This window comes from Sulfitobacter sp. AS59 (assembly GCF_038899995.1).
In the GTDB taxonomy this organism is placed as follows: domain Bacteria; phylum Pseudomonadota; class Alphaproteobacteria; order Rhodobacterales; family Rhodobacteraceae; genus Sulfitobacter.
The window spans coordinates 89444-108352 of record NZ_JBBMQK010000004.1; the positions used below are offsets into that span (position 1 = coordinate 89444).

The 18909-nt window shown below is 53.2% G+C and carries 13 protein-coding genes, 1 tRNA gene and 1 pseudogene; 12 read left to right on the forward strand and 3 right to left on the reverse strand.

From position 1 onward, the window contains the following. Positions 1–108 precede the first annotated feature (108 nt). Positions 109–1184 (reverse strand): annotated as a pseudogene (locus WNY39_RS10540) (IS3 family transposase). A gap of 729 nt (positions 1185–1913) precedes the next feature. Between WNY39_RS10540 and WNY39_RS10545 the strand changes: the two are divergent. The 11 genes from WNY39_RS10545 to WNY39_RS10595 all read left to right on the forward strand — a co-directional run bounded on the left by WNY39_RS10545 (position 1914) and on the right by WNY39_RS10595 (position 16342). Continuing rightward, positions 1914–2093 carry an AlpA family transcriptional regulator gene (locus WNY39_RS10545; protein WP_342845517.1) on the forward strand — a complete coding sequence of 60 codons (180 nt, stop codon included), beginning with the start codon at positions 1914–1916 and terminating at the stop codon, positions 2091–2093. A 248-nt stretch (positions 2094–2341) separates the two neighbouring features. Next, positions 2342–3214, forward strand: a complete 873-nt coding sequence (locus tag WNY39_RS10550; RefSeq protein ID WP_342845519.1) for a toprim domain-containing protein — start codon at positions 2342–2344, stop codon at positions 3212–3214. Next, on the forward strand, positions 3211–4737 hold the full coding sequence (locus tag WNY39_RS10555; protein ID WP_342845521.1) for a YfjI family protein: 1527 nt from the start codon (positions 3211–3213) through the stop codon (positions 4735–4737). Before WNY39_RS10550 ends, WNY39_RS10555 begins: the two co-directional genes overlap by 4 nt. Then, positions 4734–5045, forward strand: coding sequence for a hypothetical protein (locus tag WNY39_RS10560; protein WP_342845523.1), 312 nt, complete (start codon positions 4734–4736; stop codon positions 5043–5045). Before WNY39_RS10555 ends, WNY39_RS10560 begins: the two co-directional genes overlap by 4 nt. 2 nt (positions 5046–5047) lie before the next feature. Continuing rightward, on the forward strand, positions 5048–5371 hold the full coding sequence (locus WNY39_RS10565; protein WP_342845525.1) for a hypothetical protein: 324 nt from the start codon (positions 5048–5050) through the stop codon (positions 5369–5371). Between the two features lie 947 nt (positions 5372–6318). Beyond that, on the forward strand, positions 6319–9699 hold the full coding sequence (gene hsdR, locus WNY39_RS10570; protein WP_342845527.1) for a type I restriction-modification system endonuclease: 3381 nt from the start codon (positions 6319–6321) through the stop codon (positions 9697–9699). Then, positions 9699–11168 (forward strand): N-6 DNA methylase, encoded by a 1470-nt coding sequence (locus WNY39_RS10575; protein WP_342845529.1) that lies wholly within the window; start codon positions 9699–9701, stop codon positions 11166–11168. Before hsdR ends, WNY39_RS10575 begins: the two co-directional genes overlap by 1 nt. Next, the gene (locus WNY39_RS10580) at positions 11165–12091 is read left to right on the forward strand and encodes a GIY-YIG nuclease family protein (protein WP_342845531.1); all 927 of its coding nucleotides are present in this window, start codon (positions 11165–11167) and stop codon (positions 12089–12091) included. The genes WNY39_RS10575 and WNY39_RS10580 overlap by 4 nt, the downstream gene beginning before the upstream one ends. Then, complete coding sequence (locus tag WNY39_RS10585) at positions 12088–13821, forward strand: restriction endonuclease subunit S (protein ID WP_342845532.1); 1734 nt, start codon at positions 12088–12090, stop codon at positions 13819–13821. The genes WNY39_RS10580 and WNY39_RS10585 overlap by 4 nt, the downstream gene beginning before the upstream one ends. Beyond that, positions 13821–15491 carry an AAA family ATPase gene (locus WNY39_RS10590; RefSeq protein ID WP_342845533.1) on the forward strand — a complete coding sequence of 557 codons (1671 nt, stop codon included), beginning with the start codon at positions 13821–13823 and terminating at the stop codon, positions 15489–15491. Before WNY39_RS10585 ends, WNY39_RS10590 begins: the two co-directional genes overlap by 1 nt. 38 nt (positions 15492–15529) lie before the next feature. Continuing rightward, entirely contained in the window at positions 15530–16342 is an 813-nt protein-coding gene (locus tag WNY39_RS10595; RefSeq protein WP_342845534.1) for a hypothetical protein, read from the forward strand. A gap of 176 nt (positions 16343–16518) precedes the next feature. Here the strand turns inward: WNY39_RS10595 and WNY39_RS10600 are convergent, their stop codons facing one another. Together WNY39_RS10600 and WNY39_RS10605 are read right to left on the reverse strand one after the other, a co-directional pair. Continuing rightward, positions 16519–17292 (reverse strand): hypothetical protein, encoded by a 774-nt coding sequence (locus tag WNY39_RS10600; protein WP_342845535.1) that lies wholly within the window; start codon positions 17290–17292, stop codon positions 16519–16521. A 315-nt stretch (positions 17293–17607) separates the two neighbouring features. Next, positions 17608–17693: transfer RNA gene (locus WNY39_RS10605), tRNA-Leu, on the reverse strand. A gap of 204 nt (positions 17694–17897) precedes the next feature. On the opposite strand from WNY39_RS10605, the gene WNY39_RS10610 reads away from it, so the two are divergent. Then, on the forward strand, positions 17898–18881 hold the full coding sequence (locus WNY39_RS10610; RefSeq protein ID WP_342845536.1) for a complex I NDUFA9 subunit family protein: 984 nt from the start codon (positions 17898–17900) through the stop codon (positions 18879–18881). The last annotated feature ends 28 nt before the right edge of the window (positions 18882–18909 follow it).

Genomic DNA, 18909 nt, shown 5'->3' on the forward strand with positions numbered 1-18909 from the left:
CCTCTTCCACAGGAAACCTAGGACGCGTCCTTTGTCCTCTTTGGAAGGCGGTGCTAGAGCCAGTGTTTGGGTAATCCCCCCATTTTTAATGGGGCTCAGCCGTAGAATTCACGCGGCTGTTTTCAGTTTCATGGCGGGGGTGATGCCGCCGATACCCATGTTGGGTCGCTCGTTGTTGTAAGTCCAGAGCCATTCAGTCGCCTGGTCTTGTGCCTACTCGATAGTTTCAAAGATGTATTGGCTGAGCCATTCGCCTCGAACCGTGCGGTTATAGCGCTCGATATAGGCATTTTGTTGGGGCTTTCCGGGTTGGATATATTCCAACCTAACACCTTGTTTTTCAGCCCATTCCATGAGCTTTCCACTGACATATTCGGGGCCATTATCAATACGAATGGCATTGGGTTTTTCACGCCATTCAATGATCTGGTTTAGGCTCCGCACGACGCGTTCAGCGGGCAGTGAGAAGTCTACCTCGATGCACAAACCCTCGCGGTTGAAGTCATCAAGTACGTTCAACGTCCTGATCGACCGGCCATCCGCGAGTTGATCCGCCATAAAGTCCATCGACCAAGTCTCATTAGGCCTGTCAGGTACGGCCAGCGGCTCCGGCTTGTCCCGCTTCAACCGTTTCTTGGGTTTGATCCGCAGGTTCAGCTCCAGTTCACAGTAAATGCGGTAGACGCGTTTGTGGTTCCAGCCATAGCCCTGCACGTTGCGCAGATACAGAAAGCAAAGGCCAAAGCCCCAGTTGCGTTTGTTGGCCGTCAAACGTTCCAACCAATCAGCGATCTCTTCGTTCTCATCGCTCAAGATGGGACTGTACCGATAGCAGGTCTCGCTGATCTGAAATGTGCGGCAGGCCAGCGCGACACTGACGCCATGCAATGCCACCACCTTCATGGCCATCTCTCGCCTCTGAGACGGCCTTAAGACTTTTTTCCCAAGGCCTCCTTCAACAGCTCATTCTGCATACTCATCTCGGCATACATCTTTTTTAGGCGACGGTTCTGCTCGGCCATGTCCTTCATCTCTGCAACCAAAGATGCGTCCATACCGCCAAACTTGGCCCGCCATTTATAAAACATGCCATGCTCCCGACATAGCTCAGAGACCGGCACGCCGCCCTCCGCCTGCTTCAAGACAGCCATGATCTGTGCGTCACTAAATCGTCCGTTCTTCATCGTAAATCTCCTCAGATATCTTGCCGAGAAAATTCTACTTTTGAACACCACTAATTTTAGGGGGGATTACCTTTGGGCTTGCTTGCGCCACTCATCCCGATCTTTTCGAACATCCTCTAGCGTAAGCGGTGCGCCGCCCTCACCTATTTGTCGTAATTCCACGGTAGCAGATCGTTGATCTGGCTTTGCTTGTGGCCGCTGACAATGGCGTAACCGCACCATTGATACTGCAGCTTATGCAGCTTGACTGTTCTCGGCATCCGCTGGTGCCCAGTTCCAAGGCAGCAAGACTGATCGACGCGCACAGCTTCACCTGGGTGCTCGGGAGCTGGAAGCGACCTGGCGTGGATGGGAAGGTTGTGGGAAACGCATCTGCCTCAACTGTTACTGATGCAGCAGAGAAGGCTCTCAGGCGCATGGCCTACCTGCAACTCAACTCTATTTTCTGTCGCCAAAATATTCCACACGGTTGCTGCATACCATCTGCCCCCCGTGCAGTTTTTGATCCTCCGCGCGTTCAATTCCGCTGCGAACTTATGAAGTGATACGCCCCCGGCCCTGATTGGCTTGATCACCGGCATGACGTTGTCGGCAGGGGTCAACCAAGCTCATGTGGGTTCCAATCTGCAATTTTAAATAACTCTAAAATGGCAATTTGTTGTTGCAGATCTCCATCCATGACTCTGGCACATTTCAGGAAGTGTTCCACCCAATGCCATGGAGTTTTAAATGCCTGAAAAATACCTACGCCGTCCTGCTGTAGAAGCGATGACTGGTCTAAGTCGCAGCACAATTTACAATCTTATGAACCGCCGTGAATTTCCTCGCCCTGTACGCCTCACAAAGAAAGCTGTTGCCTGGCCAGAAAGCGCAATCGCGAATTGGCTGGAGAGCCGCAAGTCCGCCTAAAGAAAACCTCCACCCATAAGGCATGGGCAGAGGCTTATTTTAACATTGGAATTAAGACACCAAGTAAATAGCGTATTTGCCACGGCCTTTCAATCCTTGAAAGGAATGCAAAAGATGAACCTGATATCAATTATCACTGGCAGATGGGCGACTAGCGCCTTCCCTAGTAACTCCTCGAGCAATCTCATGAACTTGCAATCGAGCCAAACGCTTCTTCAGTCAGCCCTGCTGCATGCGGAGGTCGTGTAATGTCCCAGGCAATTGACCCCGCAGTACTAACTAAGAACCTCGGCGGCGCTTGGTATCGCAGCTATGGCGTTGCACCATGCCCAGTCTGCCAAAGCACACGTCGCAAAGATCAAAATGCTCTGACAATAACGGCGGAGGGTGGCAAGCTTCTTCTCCACTGCAAAAAGAATGATTGCGCGTTTACGGACATTTTGACCGGAGCTGGGCTTAAGTCTGGCACAGTTGAGTTTGATCAAATGGCCATGGCAGCCTCTGATTATTTCCGTGTTGCACAAGCTGCTAAACTGAAAGCGCGAGCACGGTCTCTTTGGGGGCACGGGCAGCCAATTCAGGGAACCAAAGGTGCGGCATACTTGAAGGCGCGCGGCATCACATGCGCACTTCCTGATAGTTTGCGCTGGTTACCTGACACCTATCACGGGCCAAGCGGTCGCTATTGCGCCGCATTGATTGCAGATGTGCATCCTACAGGCGGTGTGCACCGGACTTTCTTTACAAAGAACGGTCATCGTTTGGAAAAGTCAGCAAAGATGATGTTGGGGCCCTGCGCCGGCGGTGCCGTTCACCTATCTGAGGCGGACGGCCCGCTTGTCGTCTGCGAAGGTATTGAAACGGGCCTGAGCCTTCTTAGCGGCCTGCTGACCGGTCCTCATACCGTATGGGCTGCTCTATCAACCAGTGGCTTAAAAGGTTTGATACTGCCTAGCCAGCCGCGCGCATTAATTATCGCTACCGATGGTGATGCCGCTGGGCGTGCAGCAGGCACCGTCCTTGCTCATAATGCTACGCAGCGAGGCTGGAAGGTTTCTTTGATGCCCGCACCAAACGGCTTTGATTGGAACGACGTTTTGCAAGGCGAGGTATCGCTATGAAAGCTTTCCAAATCATACCCTATATCGAAGAAGGTCCGCAGCCCTTGGTCCGCGACATACCGCGCGGCGATGCTTACCCCGTTTACGCTCTAGGAGCCCTCCGGGCCATAGTTGAGGCTGTACAGACCCTTACACAGGCACCAGCCGCCATTGCGGCTCAGTCCGCCCTTTCTATTGCATCGCTTGCAGTTCAGCCTCACGCCGACGTTGAGACCCTTTCGGGTCACTCCCCAATATCACTGTTCTGCCTTACGGTGGCGCAGTCAGGTGAACGTAAAAGTGCATGCGACAAGCTCGTGTTGGCGGGTCTTCGAGAAATTGAGAAGAGACGTGCCGCTGAGTTCCGTGACGAAATGGTGGAATGGGAAACACGTAATAAATTATGGTCTGCTAAGCGTGATCGGATGATGAAAGAAGCAGCCGGTGGCAATTTGCTAAAGGCACGCGCTGCAGAGGCAGATCTGCATAGCCTTGGCGCGGCTCCGCCAGTTCCGCAATCTCCAAAGCTCACAACCTCAGAACCGACTTTGGAAGGGCTCGTCAAGTTATTCCAGACGGGCAGACCGAGCCTTGGTCTGTTCTCGGACGAGGGGGGCGGGTTCTTGGGCGGTCATGCCATGAATAGCGACAACCGATTGAAAACTGTGGCTGGTCTTTCTGGTCTTTGGGGCGGCGAAGCGCTGGATCGCGTTCGCGCTGGCGATGGCGCTACTACGTTTTACGGCAGACGGTTAGCAGCCCACCTGATGGTACAGCCCGTTGCTGCCCGCCCATTGCTATCTGACCCAGTGGCAACGGGTCAGGGCTTCTTGGCCCGCTTCCTGATCACGGAGCCGCCCAGCGCGATTGGCACTCGCTTGAGCCAGACAGGCAGCAACGAAGCCAATGTAGCGAATGTAGCAATTGTAGCAGCGTCTAAGCGTCTAAATGAAATTTTGACGCATCCCTTGCCAACGCATGAGACTAACCCGCAGGAACTTGAACCCCGCGCGCTGGGCCTGTCTTCGGATGCAAAAGCCCTTTTGTTTGAGTACTATCAAGTAACTGAAAAAGCTCAGGCCCCCGGAGGAGAGCTTGAACAAGTAAAGTCTTTTGCATCAAAATCGCCTGAGCAAGCTGCCCGTATCGCGGGGGTTCTGACGCTTTGGGGCGACCTAAACGCGCGGCTGATAGAGCCAACCGTAATGACTGACGCTATTGCATTGGCCCAGTTCTACTTGCTTGAGGCCAAGCGGCTTACAGAGTCTGCAACGATCTCACGCGAAATTGAGAAGGCAGAACAGCTACGGCGTTGGGTTTTGGATCGCTGGCAAACCATCGCACTCGGTCAGAGTCGTGACCCAAAGACTATAGTTCCGCGTGATGTTGTAATGATGGGACCAAACTCGCTCAGGGAAACTGCAACGGTCAAGAAGTTAATGGGTATTTTAGCCAATCATGGGTGGTTGGTACCTTTGGAGCCTGGCGCAGTTGTAGACGGTCAATCGCGTCAATTGGCCTATCGAATTGTAGCATCTCAATGATACTTTTTGATCCCTACGCGGCGCTTGATGAAATTGAGAAGCAGGCTTCTAGCCCTGCTACTTCCGCTACTTCCGCTACAATTTTAAAGTGTGACGACCTCGCTGTAGCGGATGTAGCAGAGCACCGGCAAAAACACTTAGGTGCCATGGAAGCTGAAACTGTGTCCGGCATCACCAGCGAATGCCAACATCAGGCTGATAGCTGGAACATCGTTTCTCTCGATGCATGGCGAAGGCTTCTTGGGTCTGAGGATCATGGTCAATCCTCCTGCAAACAGATTTCCACAAACACAAACTTGGAGACATAAAAATGAAACTCGAAAAAACCGAACGGATTCCATCAGAGCAGCAAACTACTTTTGCACCATTAACCACTGAGGCGCAAAAGAGCATCATTTTGGGCATCATGTTGGATATGGCCGACGATGTAGACAATCTATTCAATTACTTTAAGCATATTGGGTTTGACGTCTCAGTACTGCGTAATCACAAAGACTTGCCGAACGCTTTGCTTGGGCATTACCGTTTAGGGCAGGGTAGCTACGACATAGATCGTGCCACTATGGACCTGGCAACATGGCCCCCTATCGCACGCCGGATTTTTGAGTTGCAACAAGAAGAGGCTAAAAGTTAGCCACATGATTTGTGAGCAATCTAAAACAACACACATCAAGCACATGCCCAAAGACATAGAGGGCATGGTTCACTTTTGCGGCGAAGTAGTTCAGATAGAAAGAACACCCCAGCGGCTCGGTGGCACGCGAGCTTGGTTTCTATGCCCACTGTGCGCACGACGTTGCGCAATCTTATATCCGGTCTATTGTCGCAAATGTATGGGGTTGCATTATCGTTCGGAGCGGTTGGGCTTGAGCGACCGAGCCGTTCTTCGGACCAGACGTTTGCGGAAGCGTCTGGGCCGCGCTTCAGATGACGTCACCTTGCCCATACTGTCAAAACCAAAGTGGATGCGCTGGCATACGTATTTTGCGCGGCGTAGGCAAATAGAAGAGGCGGATGCCCGGCGTATGGCAGTTTTGAGAGAGTTCTTAAAAAAATATGGGGGGCTCTGACGGCTGGTGTTGCCAATGGTTTATGAGACATATCCAGTGGCAACCTCAAATGGCCGCGTGATTCTTACTAATGCTAACTCAGCCATGCGCCCTATGGGAGGTTTTAGCAAAGCCCTCGGGCATCCGGTTGTCGACCTATAACAGTTTTTGGAACGGAAACGCGTGAAAGCCGGTATTCCTGATGTCCGCACCCCCAATCTGCGCTATACCTATCGGATTTACTAGCCAATTCGGGGCAGGGTTACCGCTGTGGTGGAGTGCTGAAGCCGCAGTTGCGGGCTGTTGGGAAGTGATCTGCCGGGCTGCTGAAGATTTCGAGATCAACTGGAGGTGGCGAAGCGCTTCTGTCTGTGATTTACTTCACGCACAATGTACAAAGTGAAGGCAATCGATTGCGGTTATTCTTGAATATTAAACCGCGTTTTTAGCGAAGGTTTGGGGAAAAGGGTGTAGGGGATACACCATTAGAGTTTATAATTTCACACTTCAATTCTTTAGGTGAGGGCGAATTTTGGTAGCTAGTTCGTCGAATTTTTCATTTCTGGAGTCATCAGAGCCACAATTGTACCGATTGGGTGTTCTGGCTGAACGCTATTTTTCTGAAGACCCAAACACCTGCAACATCAAGCTTCGACAGTTTTCAGAATTGACCGCCCAATTAACAGCAAGTCGTTTCGGTCTCACTATTGGATCAACGGATAGTCTGGCTGAGATACTTCGGCACCTCAGGTATGAGTGCAACCTGCCAAAGGAAGTGGGCGATCTTTTTCATGCTCTCCGCATTTCTGGAAATCATGCTGCGCATCAGAATTCCGATGACTTCTCCAGCGCCTTGAGTGGGTTGAAGCTTGGTCGACAACTAGCCATCTGGTATTCCCGAACCTTCCATGATGCTGGACAGAAATTCGGTCCATTCATGCCGCCATGTAACCCCAGAGATGTGACTGAAACGCTTTTGGCAGAGCTTGACCGGCTTAAAGCAGAATTAGCGACTTCTCTCACTGAAGCTGACATGCAGAGGGAAGTCGCCGAGCGCGCTGAAAGTGAAAGGCAGAGTGCGGCTGAACGTGCTGAAAGAGAGCGCTCAGACCGCGAGACGTGGGAGCGGCTTGCAGAAGAGGCGGAAAACGACCGACATGAACTGGCTAGACAATTGCAATCGGTGCAGCAGCTAGCAACAGCGACGGATGCGCCCTCAATGGCAGTGGTCAGTGAACTTGCGCGTGACGCGGCGAACCAAATCAATCTGGACGAAGCTGATACACGTGTGCTGATCGATCAGCAGTTGCGCGATGCCGGTTGGGAGGTCGACACCAAGACACTCCGGTTCGCAGCGGGCAGTCGCCCAATGAAGGGTCGGAACAGAGCGATTAGTGAATGGCCGACTGCAACTGGCCCAACTGACTATGCCCTGTTTTGCGGAATGGTTCTCGTCGGAACAGTCGAGGCAAAGCGCCAGAACCGGAATGTGATGGAAGTTCTGAGGCAGGCCGAGCGTTATTCTGGTGGCATCAAGATGATTGAAGCGGAGCTTGCTGATGGGGCACCTTGGGCCGAATTCAAAGCGCCGTTTGCCTTTTCAACAAATGGACGCCCCTACCTGAAGCAGGTCGAAACCTTATCTGGCATCTGGCGTCGTGACCTGCGTGACAACAACAATCCTGCTGAAGTGTTAGCGGGGTGGCCTTCACCGCGTGGGTTGCTAGAACGTCTCTCCGTGGACAAAAAGGCCGCGTATCGCGATCTGGCCGCACAGTCATTCGATTTTGGTTTTCCATTGCGCCCTTATCAGCGCCAAGCCATTGAAGCTGTTGAAGCAGGGCTTGTAGAAAATCAGCGCGCTATGCTGGTCGCTATGGCGACTGGGACCGGCAAGACGAAGCTAGCCATCGCAATGCTATACCGCTTGATCGCAGCCAAACGCTTCAGACGTGTATGTTTTGTCGTCGACCGTAGCGCTCTTGGTGAGCAGACCGAAAATGAATTTTCCACCACCAAGGTCGTCAACGGCAAGGCATTTGCCGATATATTTGGATTGAAGGGTCTTCAGGACGCTGTACCCGATGACGAAACCCGCATTCATATTTGCACGATCCAGGGCCTTGTTCGCCGTGTCTTGTACGCGTCGGATGAGGCTAAAGTACCGAACGTCGATCAATATGACTTGATCGTCGTAGACGAATGTCATCGTGGCTACCTGCTTGATCGCGAAATGTCCGATGGGGACATCACGTTTCGCAGCCAAGACGACTATGTCTCAAAATACCGCCGCGTCCTTGAATATTTTGATGCGGTCAAAATAGGCCTCACCGCCACACCGGCACTGCACACCACTGAAATTTTCGGACTACCCGTCTTTACGTATTCCTACAGAGAAGCCGTGATCGACGGGTTCTTGGTCGATCATGATCCACCTGTACGGATAGGCACGATGCTGTCAGAGGGCGGCATCCACTTTTCTCGCGATGATCAGGTCGACTTCATCCACCCGACCAGTGGCGCAGTTCAACCAGCAACATTGCCGGACGATATCGATTTTGAAGTTGAACAGTTCAACAAAGGCGTCATCACGGTCCCGTTCAACCGTGCCATCGCGGAGGAATTGACCAAATTCATAGACCCGAGCCTGCCCGACAAAACGCTCGTATTTGCGGTGTCGGATGCGCATGCGGACATCCTCGTCAACGAGTTGCGGTTGGCCTTTCGTAAGGCCTTCGGCCCCTTACCGGATGCGATTGTTCAAAAAATCACCGGCAAAGTTGATAAGGTCGGGAAATTGATACGTTCCTTTCGGAATGATCCTCAGCCTAGGGTCGCCGTCACCGTAGACCTTCTCACCACTGGGATAGACGTTCCGCGGATCAATAACCTGGTTTTCATGCGTCGAGTGAACAGCCGCATACTTTATGAGCAGATGCTCGGCCGTGCCACTCGCCTTTGCCCCGAAATCGAAAAGGAAACCTTCCGCATATTTGACGCGGTTGACCTTTACGCCCACCTGCAGAACCTGACGGATATGCGGCCAGTTGCGGCGGACCCGAGTTTCACCCTGACCAAACTCTTTGAGGAACTCAGCCAAAGGGGCGATGCCGAGCACAAGGACCGTGTTCGTGAGCAGATCATTGTACGCTTGCGCAGGAGGTTGCGGCGTCTGACCCCGGAGGCGCGCGCAAAGTTTGAAAGAGCAGCGGGCGAAACGCCTGAGGCAAGTCTTCAAAGATTTATCGAAGGCGACGGAAGTGCCCTCGGGCAATGGGCAGCAGAACGGTCCACTCTCGGTCCAATTTTGGATTGGACCTCGGAGGATGGTACGCCCCGCTATATACCGATTTCCGAGCATCCCGATGAAGTTACAAGCGTCTCACGAGGTTATGGTTCGGCCGACAAGCCAGAGGATTTCCTCGATGCGTTTGCAAGTTTCGTCCGCTCTAACCTCAACACTATTGCCGCACTCAAGATCGTCGTTCAGCGACCACAGGAATTGACTCGCGAAGAGCTGCGGAAACTTCGCCTAGAACTCGACGCCGCCGGGTTCACAGACACGAAGATCAAACGCGCCTGGGCCGATGCCCGGAATGAGGAAATTGCAGCTTCAATCATCGGCTACATCCGGCAGGCCGCATTGGGTGACCCGCTGGTCCCCTATGCGAACCGCGTTCGGCATGCCGTGGATGCTATATTGCGCAAACGACCTTGGACGGAAGTTCAGCGAAAATGGATCGACCGGATAGGGCGACAACTTGAAATAGAAACCGTCGTAGACCGCGACGCCTTTGATGCTGAACCATTCGCCTCTCTAGGGGGTTGGTCGCGGATCGACCGTGTGTTTAATGGCGAATTGGCACAGGTCGTACGAGACCTTAACGACAACATTTGGAAAGACGCAAGCTAATGAACGGGACACGAGCACGGGAAACCGTTCAGAAACTTTGGAACGCGAGCAAGAGCCTGCAAGGCGGCGGCGTAAGTTACTACGAATACGTCACAGAACTGACCTATCTCCTGCTTCTGAAGATGCTGGAAGAGGTCAAGCGAGATGGCGTCAAGCTTGAAGAGCGTTTGCCAAGCAATCTTCGCTGGGGCGAACTCAAACGGCTTGAGGGTGAACAGCGGCTGATCCGCTACCGCGCAATGCTGCTGGAACTCGGAACATCAGACGAATTCAATTTCCCCCTCGTCAAGCAGGTCTTCACGGACGCAAAGACCTCGCTTACCAAGGCTACTGCCCTAACCACGTTGATAACTACGATCGACAACGTCGATTGGTACGCGGCCGAGGAAGATGGCTTAGGCGATCTTTACGAAGGTCTGCTGGAGCGCACGACTTCTGAACGGAAATCAAAAGCAGGCCAATACTTCACCCCTCGACCGCTGATCGAAACCATTATCACACTGACCAAACCCAAAGTCGGCGAGGTGATTCAAGACCCGGCTGCTGGAACAGGCGGGTTCTTGATCGCTGCACATCGGGCCATCATGCGCGAAACTGATGATCTCACCAAGGTCTCAAAAGACGTCGCCTTCGCCCAGCGCAACAGCAAGTATCAAGGCGCGGAGCTGATCACCGGCACTCACCGCCTGAACACAATGAATCTGCTACTTCATGGTATTGACCAGCCGATTGAGTGCATCGATGCGCTGACTTCGGATGCCGAGAGGTTCGACCCCGCAGATCTGATCTTAACCAATCCACCCTTCAACAAGTTCCCCGAGCGCGTCTCGCGGAGCGATCTCGTTACCACTGCAAGCGCCGCAAAAGGACCATTGCCCTTTGTCGAACATGTGGTGCGTGGGCTAAAAGACGGCGGCAGGGCAGCGATTGTCGTGCCAGACAACACACTGTTCGAAGACAACATGGGTCGCGAGTTGCGCAACTGGCTGATGGACCTTTGCGATCTGCACACCGTCCTGCGACTGCCTACTGGCATCTTCTATGCCCAGGGCGTGAAAACCAACGTAATCTTCCTGACCAAGAAATCAGAGGAACGGGTCGGTGCCACAAAAGCCGTCTGGTTCTATGATATGCGCGCTCAGATGCCGAACTTCGGCAAAACCCGAACGCTAACCACGGTCGATTTTGAGCCCTTCATTGAAGCTTTCGGTGACGATCCGCTGGGCCACGCCAAACGTAAGGATGAGGGTGAAACAGGGCGCTTCCGCAAGTTTACGCGGGCGGAGATAGCCAAACGCAACGACAACCTCGATATCACGTGGCTGCGTGACGATGTCGAAGTCGTCGAAGAAGGTCTGACCGAACCCGATGATATCGCCGCGGCCATTTTGGGCCACCTGCGCGCCGCATTGGAAGAAATCGAAGCTGTCGCCGACGAGCTAGCCGAAGTGATCGAGGCCGAAGAATGACAACTGCCGAAACCTTTGGCCGCACGATTCAGCTTTTCCTCGTCGACGGCACGCCGAACGGCCTGCGCAAGGCGACGATCCATGGCTGGACCGGCCTGATCTTTGTCGCGACCACGTCCACCTTTGGCGCGCTCACGTCGCGTAAGGAACTGGATCGCACTGGCATCTACCTTCTTTCGGGGCCCGACCCGGATCAGGAGGGCGGCACCCGTGCCTATATTGGGTCGGCGAACAGTGTCCAGGAGCGGATCAAGCAAAGCGCCGTGCAGCGTGATTTCTGGGAGATCGCCATTGCCGTCACGACCAGCGATGATGACCTGTCGAAAGGCCATGTCGAATACCTTGAGGCTCGGCTGATCGAACTTGCGACACAGGCCAAGCGCGTGGCTTTGGACAATGGCAACAACCCTGCCAGCCAGCGTCGTCGACTGCCCGAGGCCGATCAGGCCAATATGGAACAGTTCCTCGCCAATCTGAAAATCATGTTGCCGGTGATCGGGCTGGATTTGCTGAAGCCCCAGCCGCGCGCCGCAACCTTGGTTAGCACACCGGTGGAACAGCGCACCTCGGGTGAGGTGAAATTCGAGATGCGCCACAAGACCGGCGTTCAGGCCCAGGCGGTTGAGGAAGAGGGCGAGTTCATCGTGCTTGAGGGATCTCAGGCGCTGATCAACACAGGCCATGTCCAGCAAAGCTATGGCGGGCTGAAGAAAAAGCTGATCGAGCAGGGCGTATTGGTGCCATCCACTGAAAATCTATTGGTCTTCGCCAAGCCCCACGCATTCAGCAGTCCCTCTGCCGCAGCGGCCGTCGTGCTGGACCGGAACAGCAATGGTCGGACGGAATGGAAGGTACAGGGGTCAAAGCAGAGCTATCATGACTGGCAGCAGACCCGGATTGCCGCCGATGGAGGTAGCGAATGAAAGAGCTACCAAATGGCTGGGCCGAAACCACGCTAGGCGAAATTGCTTCCCTACGCGGAGAGAAGGTATCACCCGCTTTGGTGCCGGATGCTCCATTCATTGGGTTGGAGAATATTGAGCCGAATACGTCTAAGATTTTGAAAGTCGGAAAGGGTTCGGACGTCAAAAGTTCGGTTGCCAAATTTGGCAAAGGCGACGTGCTATATAGTCGGCTACGTCCGTATCTGAACAAAGTCACTCTCGCCGAGTTCGATGGCATTGCTTCTGCCGAAATTCTGGTATTGCAGCCGACTGATGCAACTGAGGGAGAATTTGTTCGGCGGCGGATTATGACCCCAGAGTTTTTAGATTTCGCGGCGATGCTCGATAAGGGTGATCGTCCGCGGGTGAATTACCGGGAGATATCGGAATTTACAATTTCTCTCCCACCGCTCCCCGAACAAAAAAGAATAGTGGCAAAGGTGGATGGGTTGACCGCCCGCACTGCCCGCGCCCGCACCGACCTTGGCCGCATCCCCACCCTCATCGCCCGCCACAAACAGCGCATCATCGCAATGGCGCTGTCCGGCGGCCTAACAGTTGATTGGCGACAACCGCTTGGTTCGGACGATTGGCTAAAGCAAGGGTTGCGACAACTTGCCGAACGACGCGCAACTTACGAAAAGTCTAAGCGCGGTTCACGTCTGCGCGCTGCTCCACCGCTTGAGACTGGGGGTGCCGCCGATCTGCCGAATTCGTGGATCTCATGCTGTGTGGCTGATGTTGCTGATCTTCGCGTAGGTTATGCTTTCAAAAGTCAGTGGTTTTCATCAACGGGGGCTCGGCTCGTTCGCGGCGCGAACGTAGCACCAGGTCGGATCGACTGGTTCGATGAAAGACGCCTTTCTCCAGAACACGTATCGTCCTATGCTGACTACCGCCTCGAAACGGGCGATGTCGTGATCGCAATGGATCGTCCCTTGATATCGACGGGCCTGAAAATTGCAATTGTCCAGGAAGAAGATGCGGGCTCGCTGTTAGTTCAGCGCGTTGCAAACCCTAGACCTACTGCATGGCTCCACCCTCTCTTTATGTTCTATGTTTTCAATGGTCAGGGATTCATTTCACAGATTGAGAGCCATGCGACCGGTTCAGACCTTCCGCACATTAGTGGCAATGATATTCTAACCACGCGGGTTCCTCTGCCGCCAATCGATGAACAAGTCGAAATCGTTCGCCGGATCCAGTCTGCCTTCAATTGGCTGGACCGCATGGCCGCCGATCACGGGGCAGCGAGCAAACTCCTCCCCAAACTCGACGCCGCCATTCTCGCCAAAGCCTTCCGCGGCGAACTCGTGCCGCAAGACCCGAACGACGAACCTGCAAGCGTGTTGCTGGAGCGTATTCAAGCCGAGCGGGCCACTGCACCAAAGAAAACCCGTGGTCAACGATCCGTCGCGGTCTCGGAGGTTGTCGAAATTCAACTGCCGCCAGTTCAAGTGAATGTATCTGTAGGCCCTGTTACAATTATAGAAACACGAGGGGGGCAGGCAATGACTAAGAGCCGCCAAGATGATGATGTGATGGGCCAACCTTATCTTGCAGGGCTCCTCAAGAAAGGAAGCGTCGGAACGGCGCAGGATTTGTTCAAAGCCTCTGATCTGCCGGTTGCAGACTTCTACAAGCAACTTGCCTGGGAGATTGAGCACAAGCACATTCGGGACGATGACGAAAAGCTGGAAGCGCTCTGATGCGGATTGACCGAGTATACATTGACGGGTTTCGAAACCTGAAAGAAGTCGAGGCTGATTTCGATGAAGGATGTCTGACGACGGTCATCATCGGGCAGAACGGCGCGGGCAAATCGAACCTGATCGAAGCGATTACCGAGATTTTCCGTCATGTTGATCAGCCATCCAGCAGATCGATCGGCAAGCTGCGGTTCTCCTTTGAGATTGAATACGTCATCCGTGGACGCAACGTGCGGATCAGTAACCGCGATGGGTCAACCAAGGTGATAGTTGACGGCGATCCGATGCCGATGAGCCGGTTTCAGGCCGACAAGGCCGCTCTCTTTCCTGATCTGATCTTCGGCTACTATTCCGGCACGGGCCGTCGGCTGGAAAAGCTGTTCGATGACCATCAGGCCCGATATTACAACGTCATCAACAAAGACGACGGCGACTATGACGCCGCCCGAACCGCCCGCCGCATGTTCTATTGCCGCCCGGTGCACGGCGTGTTCGCCTTGCTGTCACACTTCGCGAAACCCGGCGGCAAGTCAGAGTCATCGCACCTGCTGAGAGAGAAGTTGGGGATCACCGGCTTTCACTCGGCATTGGCGCACTTTAAGCAGCCTTCGTGGTTTGATTTGAGCAGATGGAAGCGCTTGCGTCTCGACGAAGTGTTCGCGAGCGGAAAGATGAAGCGAACGTTCATTGAAGAGCATCGAAGCTCTGAAGTTGTTTCAGAGCCGCTTGACCTTTGGGGTGCAAGGGGGCCCGCGGGCGATTGCGCTCGTGTTCTGTTGGCGTCTTCGTTTCATCCTATGGCGCTTACCGGAAAAGTTATTGATGACTACCGTGACAAACCTAGGAACGAGTCGCAGCTGGCGTGTTTTATTCGCGACATGCCCGCTTTGCAGAAATTCGCGTCGAACTATGATACCGATCGGGAAATGTTCGCAGCCCTCGAAGCTGCCGACATTTCCGACCTGTTTCGTGAAATGCTTGTCTGGGTCACGCGTGTTGACAACGTTAGCGGTGATGTCAGCTTCAGTGACCTGTCGGATGGTGAACGTCAACTGCTGATGGTCCTCGGACTGATCCGCGTGTCGCGGGGTAAGGAGGCGCTGTTCTTGCTGGACGAACCCGACACTCACCTCAATCCTGCATGGCAACTTAGCTATCTGGAACTGATAAAGGAGTGGACCGAAGTCGCTGCCGACAAAGATCGCTGTCAGATCATCATGACGTCGCACAATCCGCTAACGATTGCGTCCCTCACAAAGAAGGAGGTGCGCGTGATGCAGAATGGCGGCGAAGAAGGAATTCAGGTCGCTGAGCCGTATGCCGATCCGCGTGGAATGGGCTTTACAGCGACGCTCACAGAGATATTCGGCCTGCCGACAACTTTGGACTTGGCAACGCAAAGACAGATAGACGATCGAAATGCGCTTGCCAGAATTGAAGAGAGATCGGAGGCTCAGGAAAAGCAGCTTATCGCGATCAATGACACACTTAACCGTCTGGGCTTTATGAATGAAAGCCGTGAACCCCTTTACCACGAATTTCTCAAGGCATGGCAGGATGTGCGTTATGCAGACCGTCCTCCCCTGACCCCTGAAGCCATCGAAAAGCGGCACCAAGCGATGGTTGATCTGATAAAGCAGCTGTCAGCGAAATCGGGGCCTAAACATTGATTTTCGTTCGACGTGATCCCACTCTAATCCCAGAGAAGGTGTTGAAAGTTGCAGAAAGAGCCCAACTAGCTCTTGAGGCGCTTCCACCGGAGGAACGTGTGGCATTCATCAAGAAAAAGTCTCACGTTTGGAGTGGATTCAAACGATATCTGGCGAAAATGTCGTACGGAAAATGCTGGTATTCTGAGAGCCCTGATCCACAATCATTTTTCGACGTTGATCACTTTCGGCCAAAATCAGAAGCAAAGCGGAGCAAAGATACCGCACCTGATGATGGCTACCCCTGGCTAGCATTTTCATGGGAGAACTTCCGGTACTCCGCAGGCAGGTCTAACCGCCTGAGCAAAGACGAGCAAACGGACAAAACCGTCGGTAAGGGGAGTTGGTTTCCACTATGTGAAGGGAGCGCTGTCGCTTGCTGGGAGCAGCGGGATATCGGGCTTGAACAACCAATGTTGTTGGACCCAATAAGTGCGGCGGATATGCGACTGATCAAAGTTGGTTCAGTAGGGAAAATTGAACCAAGTAATATTTGTGTGGGCACCAACCGCTTGCGAGTGGAGCGGTCAATAAAATCTTACGGACTAGATCTTCCACCTCTTACTGGGGCTCGGCTCAAAGTGATGAGGGATGTTCAGATTCAGTATGAAACACTGATGCAGACTGTTGAGGCCGCCAATGCAGTGCCTCCTGCAGCTGACCTCTTGCCGGTGCCGACCCAGGCAGGTGCAATAACTGCAATGACAATGCCAGATAGTGCTTATTCACTCGCTGCACGTAGCAAGTTGATTGAACTCGGCGGGGCCTACCTGATTGCGAGCGTTGAGGACTATCCGGCTGCGAAAGCCTAGTCAGCTTAGAGTCTTGAGGGTCAACAATAGATTAAACTGCTCATGAAGCTGACCTGCTCCCCTGAAAAATCCAGACAGCCAGTTCAGCCCGCGAACCCTTGTCCCGAATGAGAGAGTTATTGGGGGCAGGGCAGACTGACCTGAGGGGTCAGAGTGGGCCGAGGGTGTAATGGATCCTAAGAATTGGATTTCCTACGGCTATATAGAGCATGATCTGTTTTTCCCCTAGGAAGCCCTTGAATTGGATTTCCCAAGTTACTCATTCGAAAGCCAGTATATGCTTTGGAATGTTTGAACTGAATACAAAAGAGGAAGGCAACGAGTACATAAAGTAGGGCCCATCCCAAAAACACTAGCATAAGTTGAGTTCCTCCCGAACTCGCGCAGATCACCGAGAGATCCCAAAGTGCCCAGACCAGATTGAAGACCCAAAACCAGATAAATGCACAAACGACATAATTGTTGATTTTGGTTACGCTGAATGGGGCATCAACCTCGCCATTAAATGAAACCTGTCCCCGATTGATTACTGGGTATACTTGGTAAAGATTCTCTCCCAATTTCTCTCCTAGAATATCAACGTGTCTCTCCCAGTTATCGTGCCAGAACTTTGCACCTTCAATCAGCAATAACCACAGGCCAGCAACTACAAAAGCTAGGGTTGAGACGAGTAGGATTGAAATTAGAGACGAAGTTGTTGGCGTAGTGCTGGAGGCCAAGCTGAAATAACTAATAGTTACCGTAGTCTCGCCGCCAGTACGTAGGAACATCGCGATACCTATCAGTGCGGCCTGCATAGCCCAGACGTAGGCAGTCCTTTTCCAGTACAACTCAATCTCGAACTCTCGGATCCGGTGCGCGGTTTCATATGCCTCTCGAATGCCATTGCGGTCCGTTGCTTGTAGGCCAACTTCTTGGAGGTACTTGAGCTGAAAATCTTTTGTAAACATTGAACTTCTCTCAAAATCGGCTCTGTAATTCCTTACGTTCCTTACGTTCCTTACGTTCCTTACGTTCCTTACGTTCCTTACGTTCCTTACGTTCCTTACGTTTAGCTGAGCTAAAGCTCTCCCAATTGGGTATAACTGAACTCTAGGATGAATACGCCAACACTAACGCATGTACAAATGAGTTAAGCAGCGAGACCCGATTCCAATAGATTCAATGCTTGAGGACACCAAACCAGTTTGATGGGGCTATCAATGGGGCCAGCCGGATTAACAAGCCTCTATCTAATTGAATCGTAATGATTTTCATAGATAAAATGGTGCCCAGAAGAGGACTCGAACCTCCACACCGTTGCCAGTACTAGCACCTGAAGCTAGCGCGTCTACCATTCCGCCACCTGGGCACAGGGGGGTTGTGAGGGCTGCTCTAATAGTGCGCGGCGGGGGTGTCAATTGGATTCGCCGACATTCTTTCATCTTGTTGCCATGCCGCGCAAACGACGCAGCGGCGTCTTAGCCAGTTGGATCAAACTGGTCTGATTTGAAGCTTGTTCCCAAACTGGCAAAACTGTATCTATCGATCAGATTTTCTGGACAGGAGCATCATCATGTCAAAGCTGGTGACGATCTATGGCGGCTCGGGGTTTGTGGGGCGCTACATTGTGCGCCGTATGGCCAAAGCAGGATGGCGTGTTCGTGTTGCGGTGCGCCGCCCGAACGAGGCGATTTTTGTGCGCCCTTATGGTGCCGTCGGTCAGGTTGAACCGGTTTTCTGCAACATCCGCGATGACGCGTCTGTGCGGGCCGCGATGCAGGGCGCAGATGCTGTTGTGAATTGCGTGGGTATTCTGGCGGAAACTGGCAAAAGCACGTTCGAGGCTATTCAGTCGGATGGGGCTGAGCGGATTGCCCGGATTGCTGCGGCTGAAGGCATCAGCCGGATGGTCCATATCTCGGCCATCGGTGCGGATAGTGAATCGGCCAGCGAATATGCGCAGACCAAGGCGATGGGCGAGGCGGCTGTGTTAAAGCACGTGCCGAATGCCGTCATTTTGCGCCCCTCGATCGTGTTCGGGCCTGAGGATGAATTCTTTAACCGGTTTGCGGGCATGACGCGGCTTAGCCCGGTTGTGCCAGTGATCGGGGCGGATACGTTGTTCCAGCCGGTGTATGTGGATGATGTCGCCCACGCGGCCGAGATGGCCGTGGTCGGCGATGCGCCGGCAGGCGTTTACGAGCTTGGCGGCCCGGATGTGGAAAGCTTTCGCGCCTTGATGAAGCGGATGTTGGACGTCGTGCATCGCCGTCGCTTGGTATTGGCTGTGCCGATGTTTGCAGCCAAGATTATGGCGTTTGCCTTTGATATTCTGCAGTCCGTCACCTTGGGCTTGGTCAAAAATGGCGTGGTCACCCGTGATCAGGTCAAAAACCTGGGCAACGATAATGTGGTTGCAGAGGGTGCCAAGGGTTTTGATACGCTTGGCATTGCGCCGGTGTCGATGTCCTCGGTTCTGCCGGATTATCTGTGGCGCTTCCGCCCATCTGGTCAGTATGACGACATCATGGCTTCGGCCAAGGATTTGCGCAGCTAATCAGCCTCGTTTTATTGCAAAAGGCCCT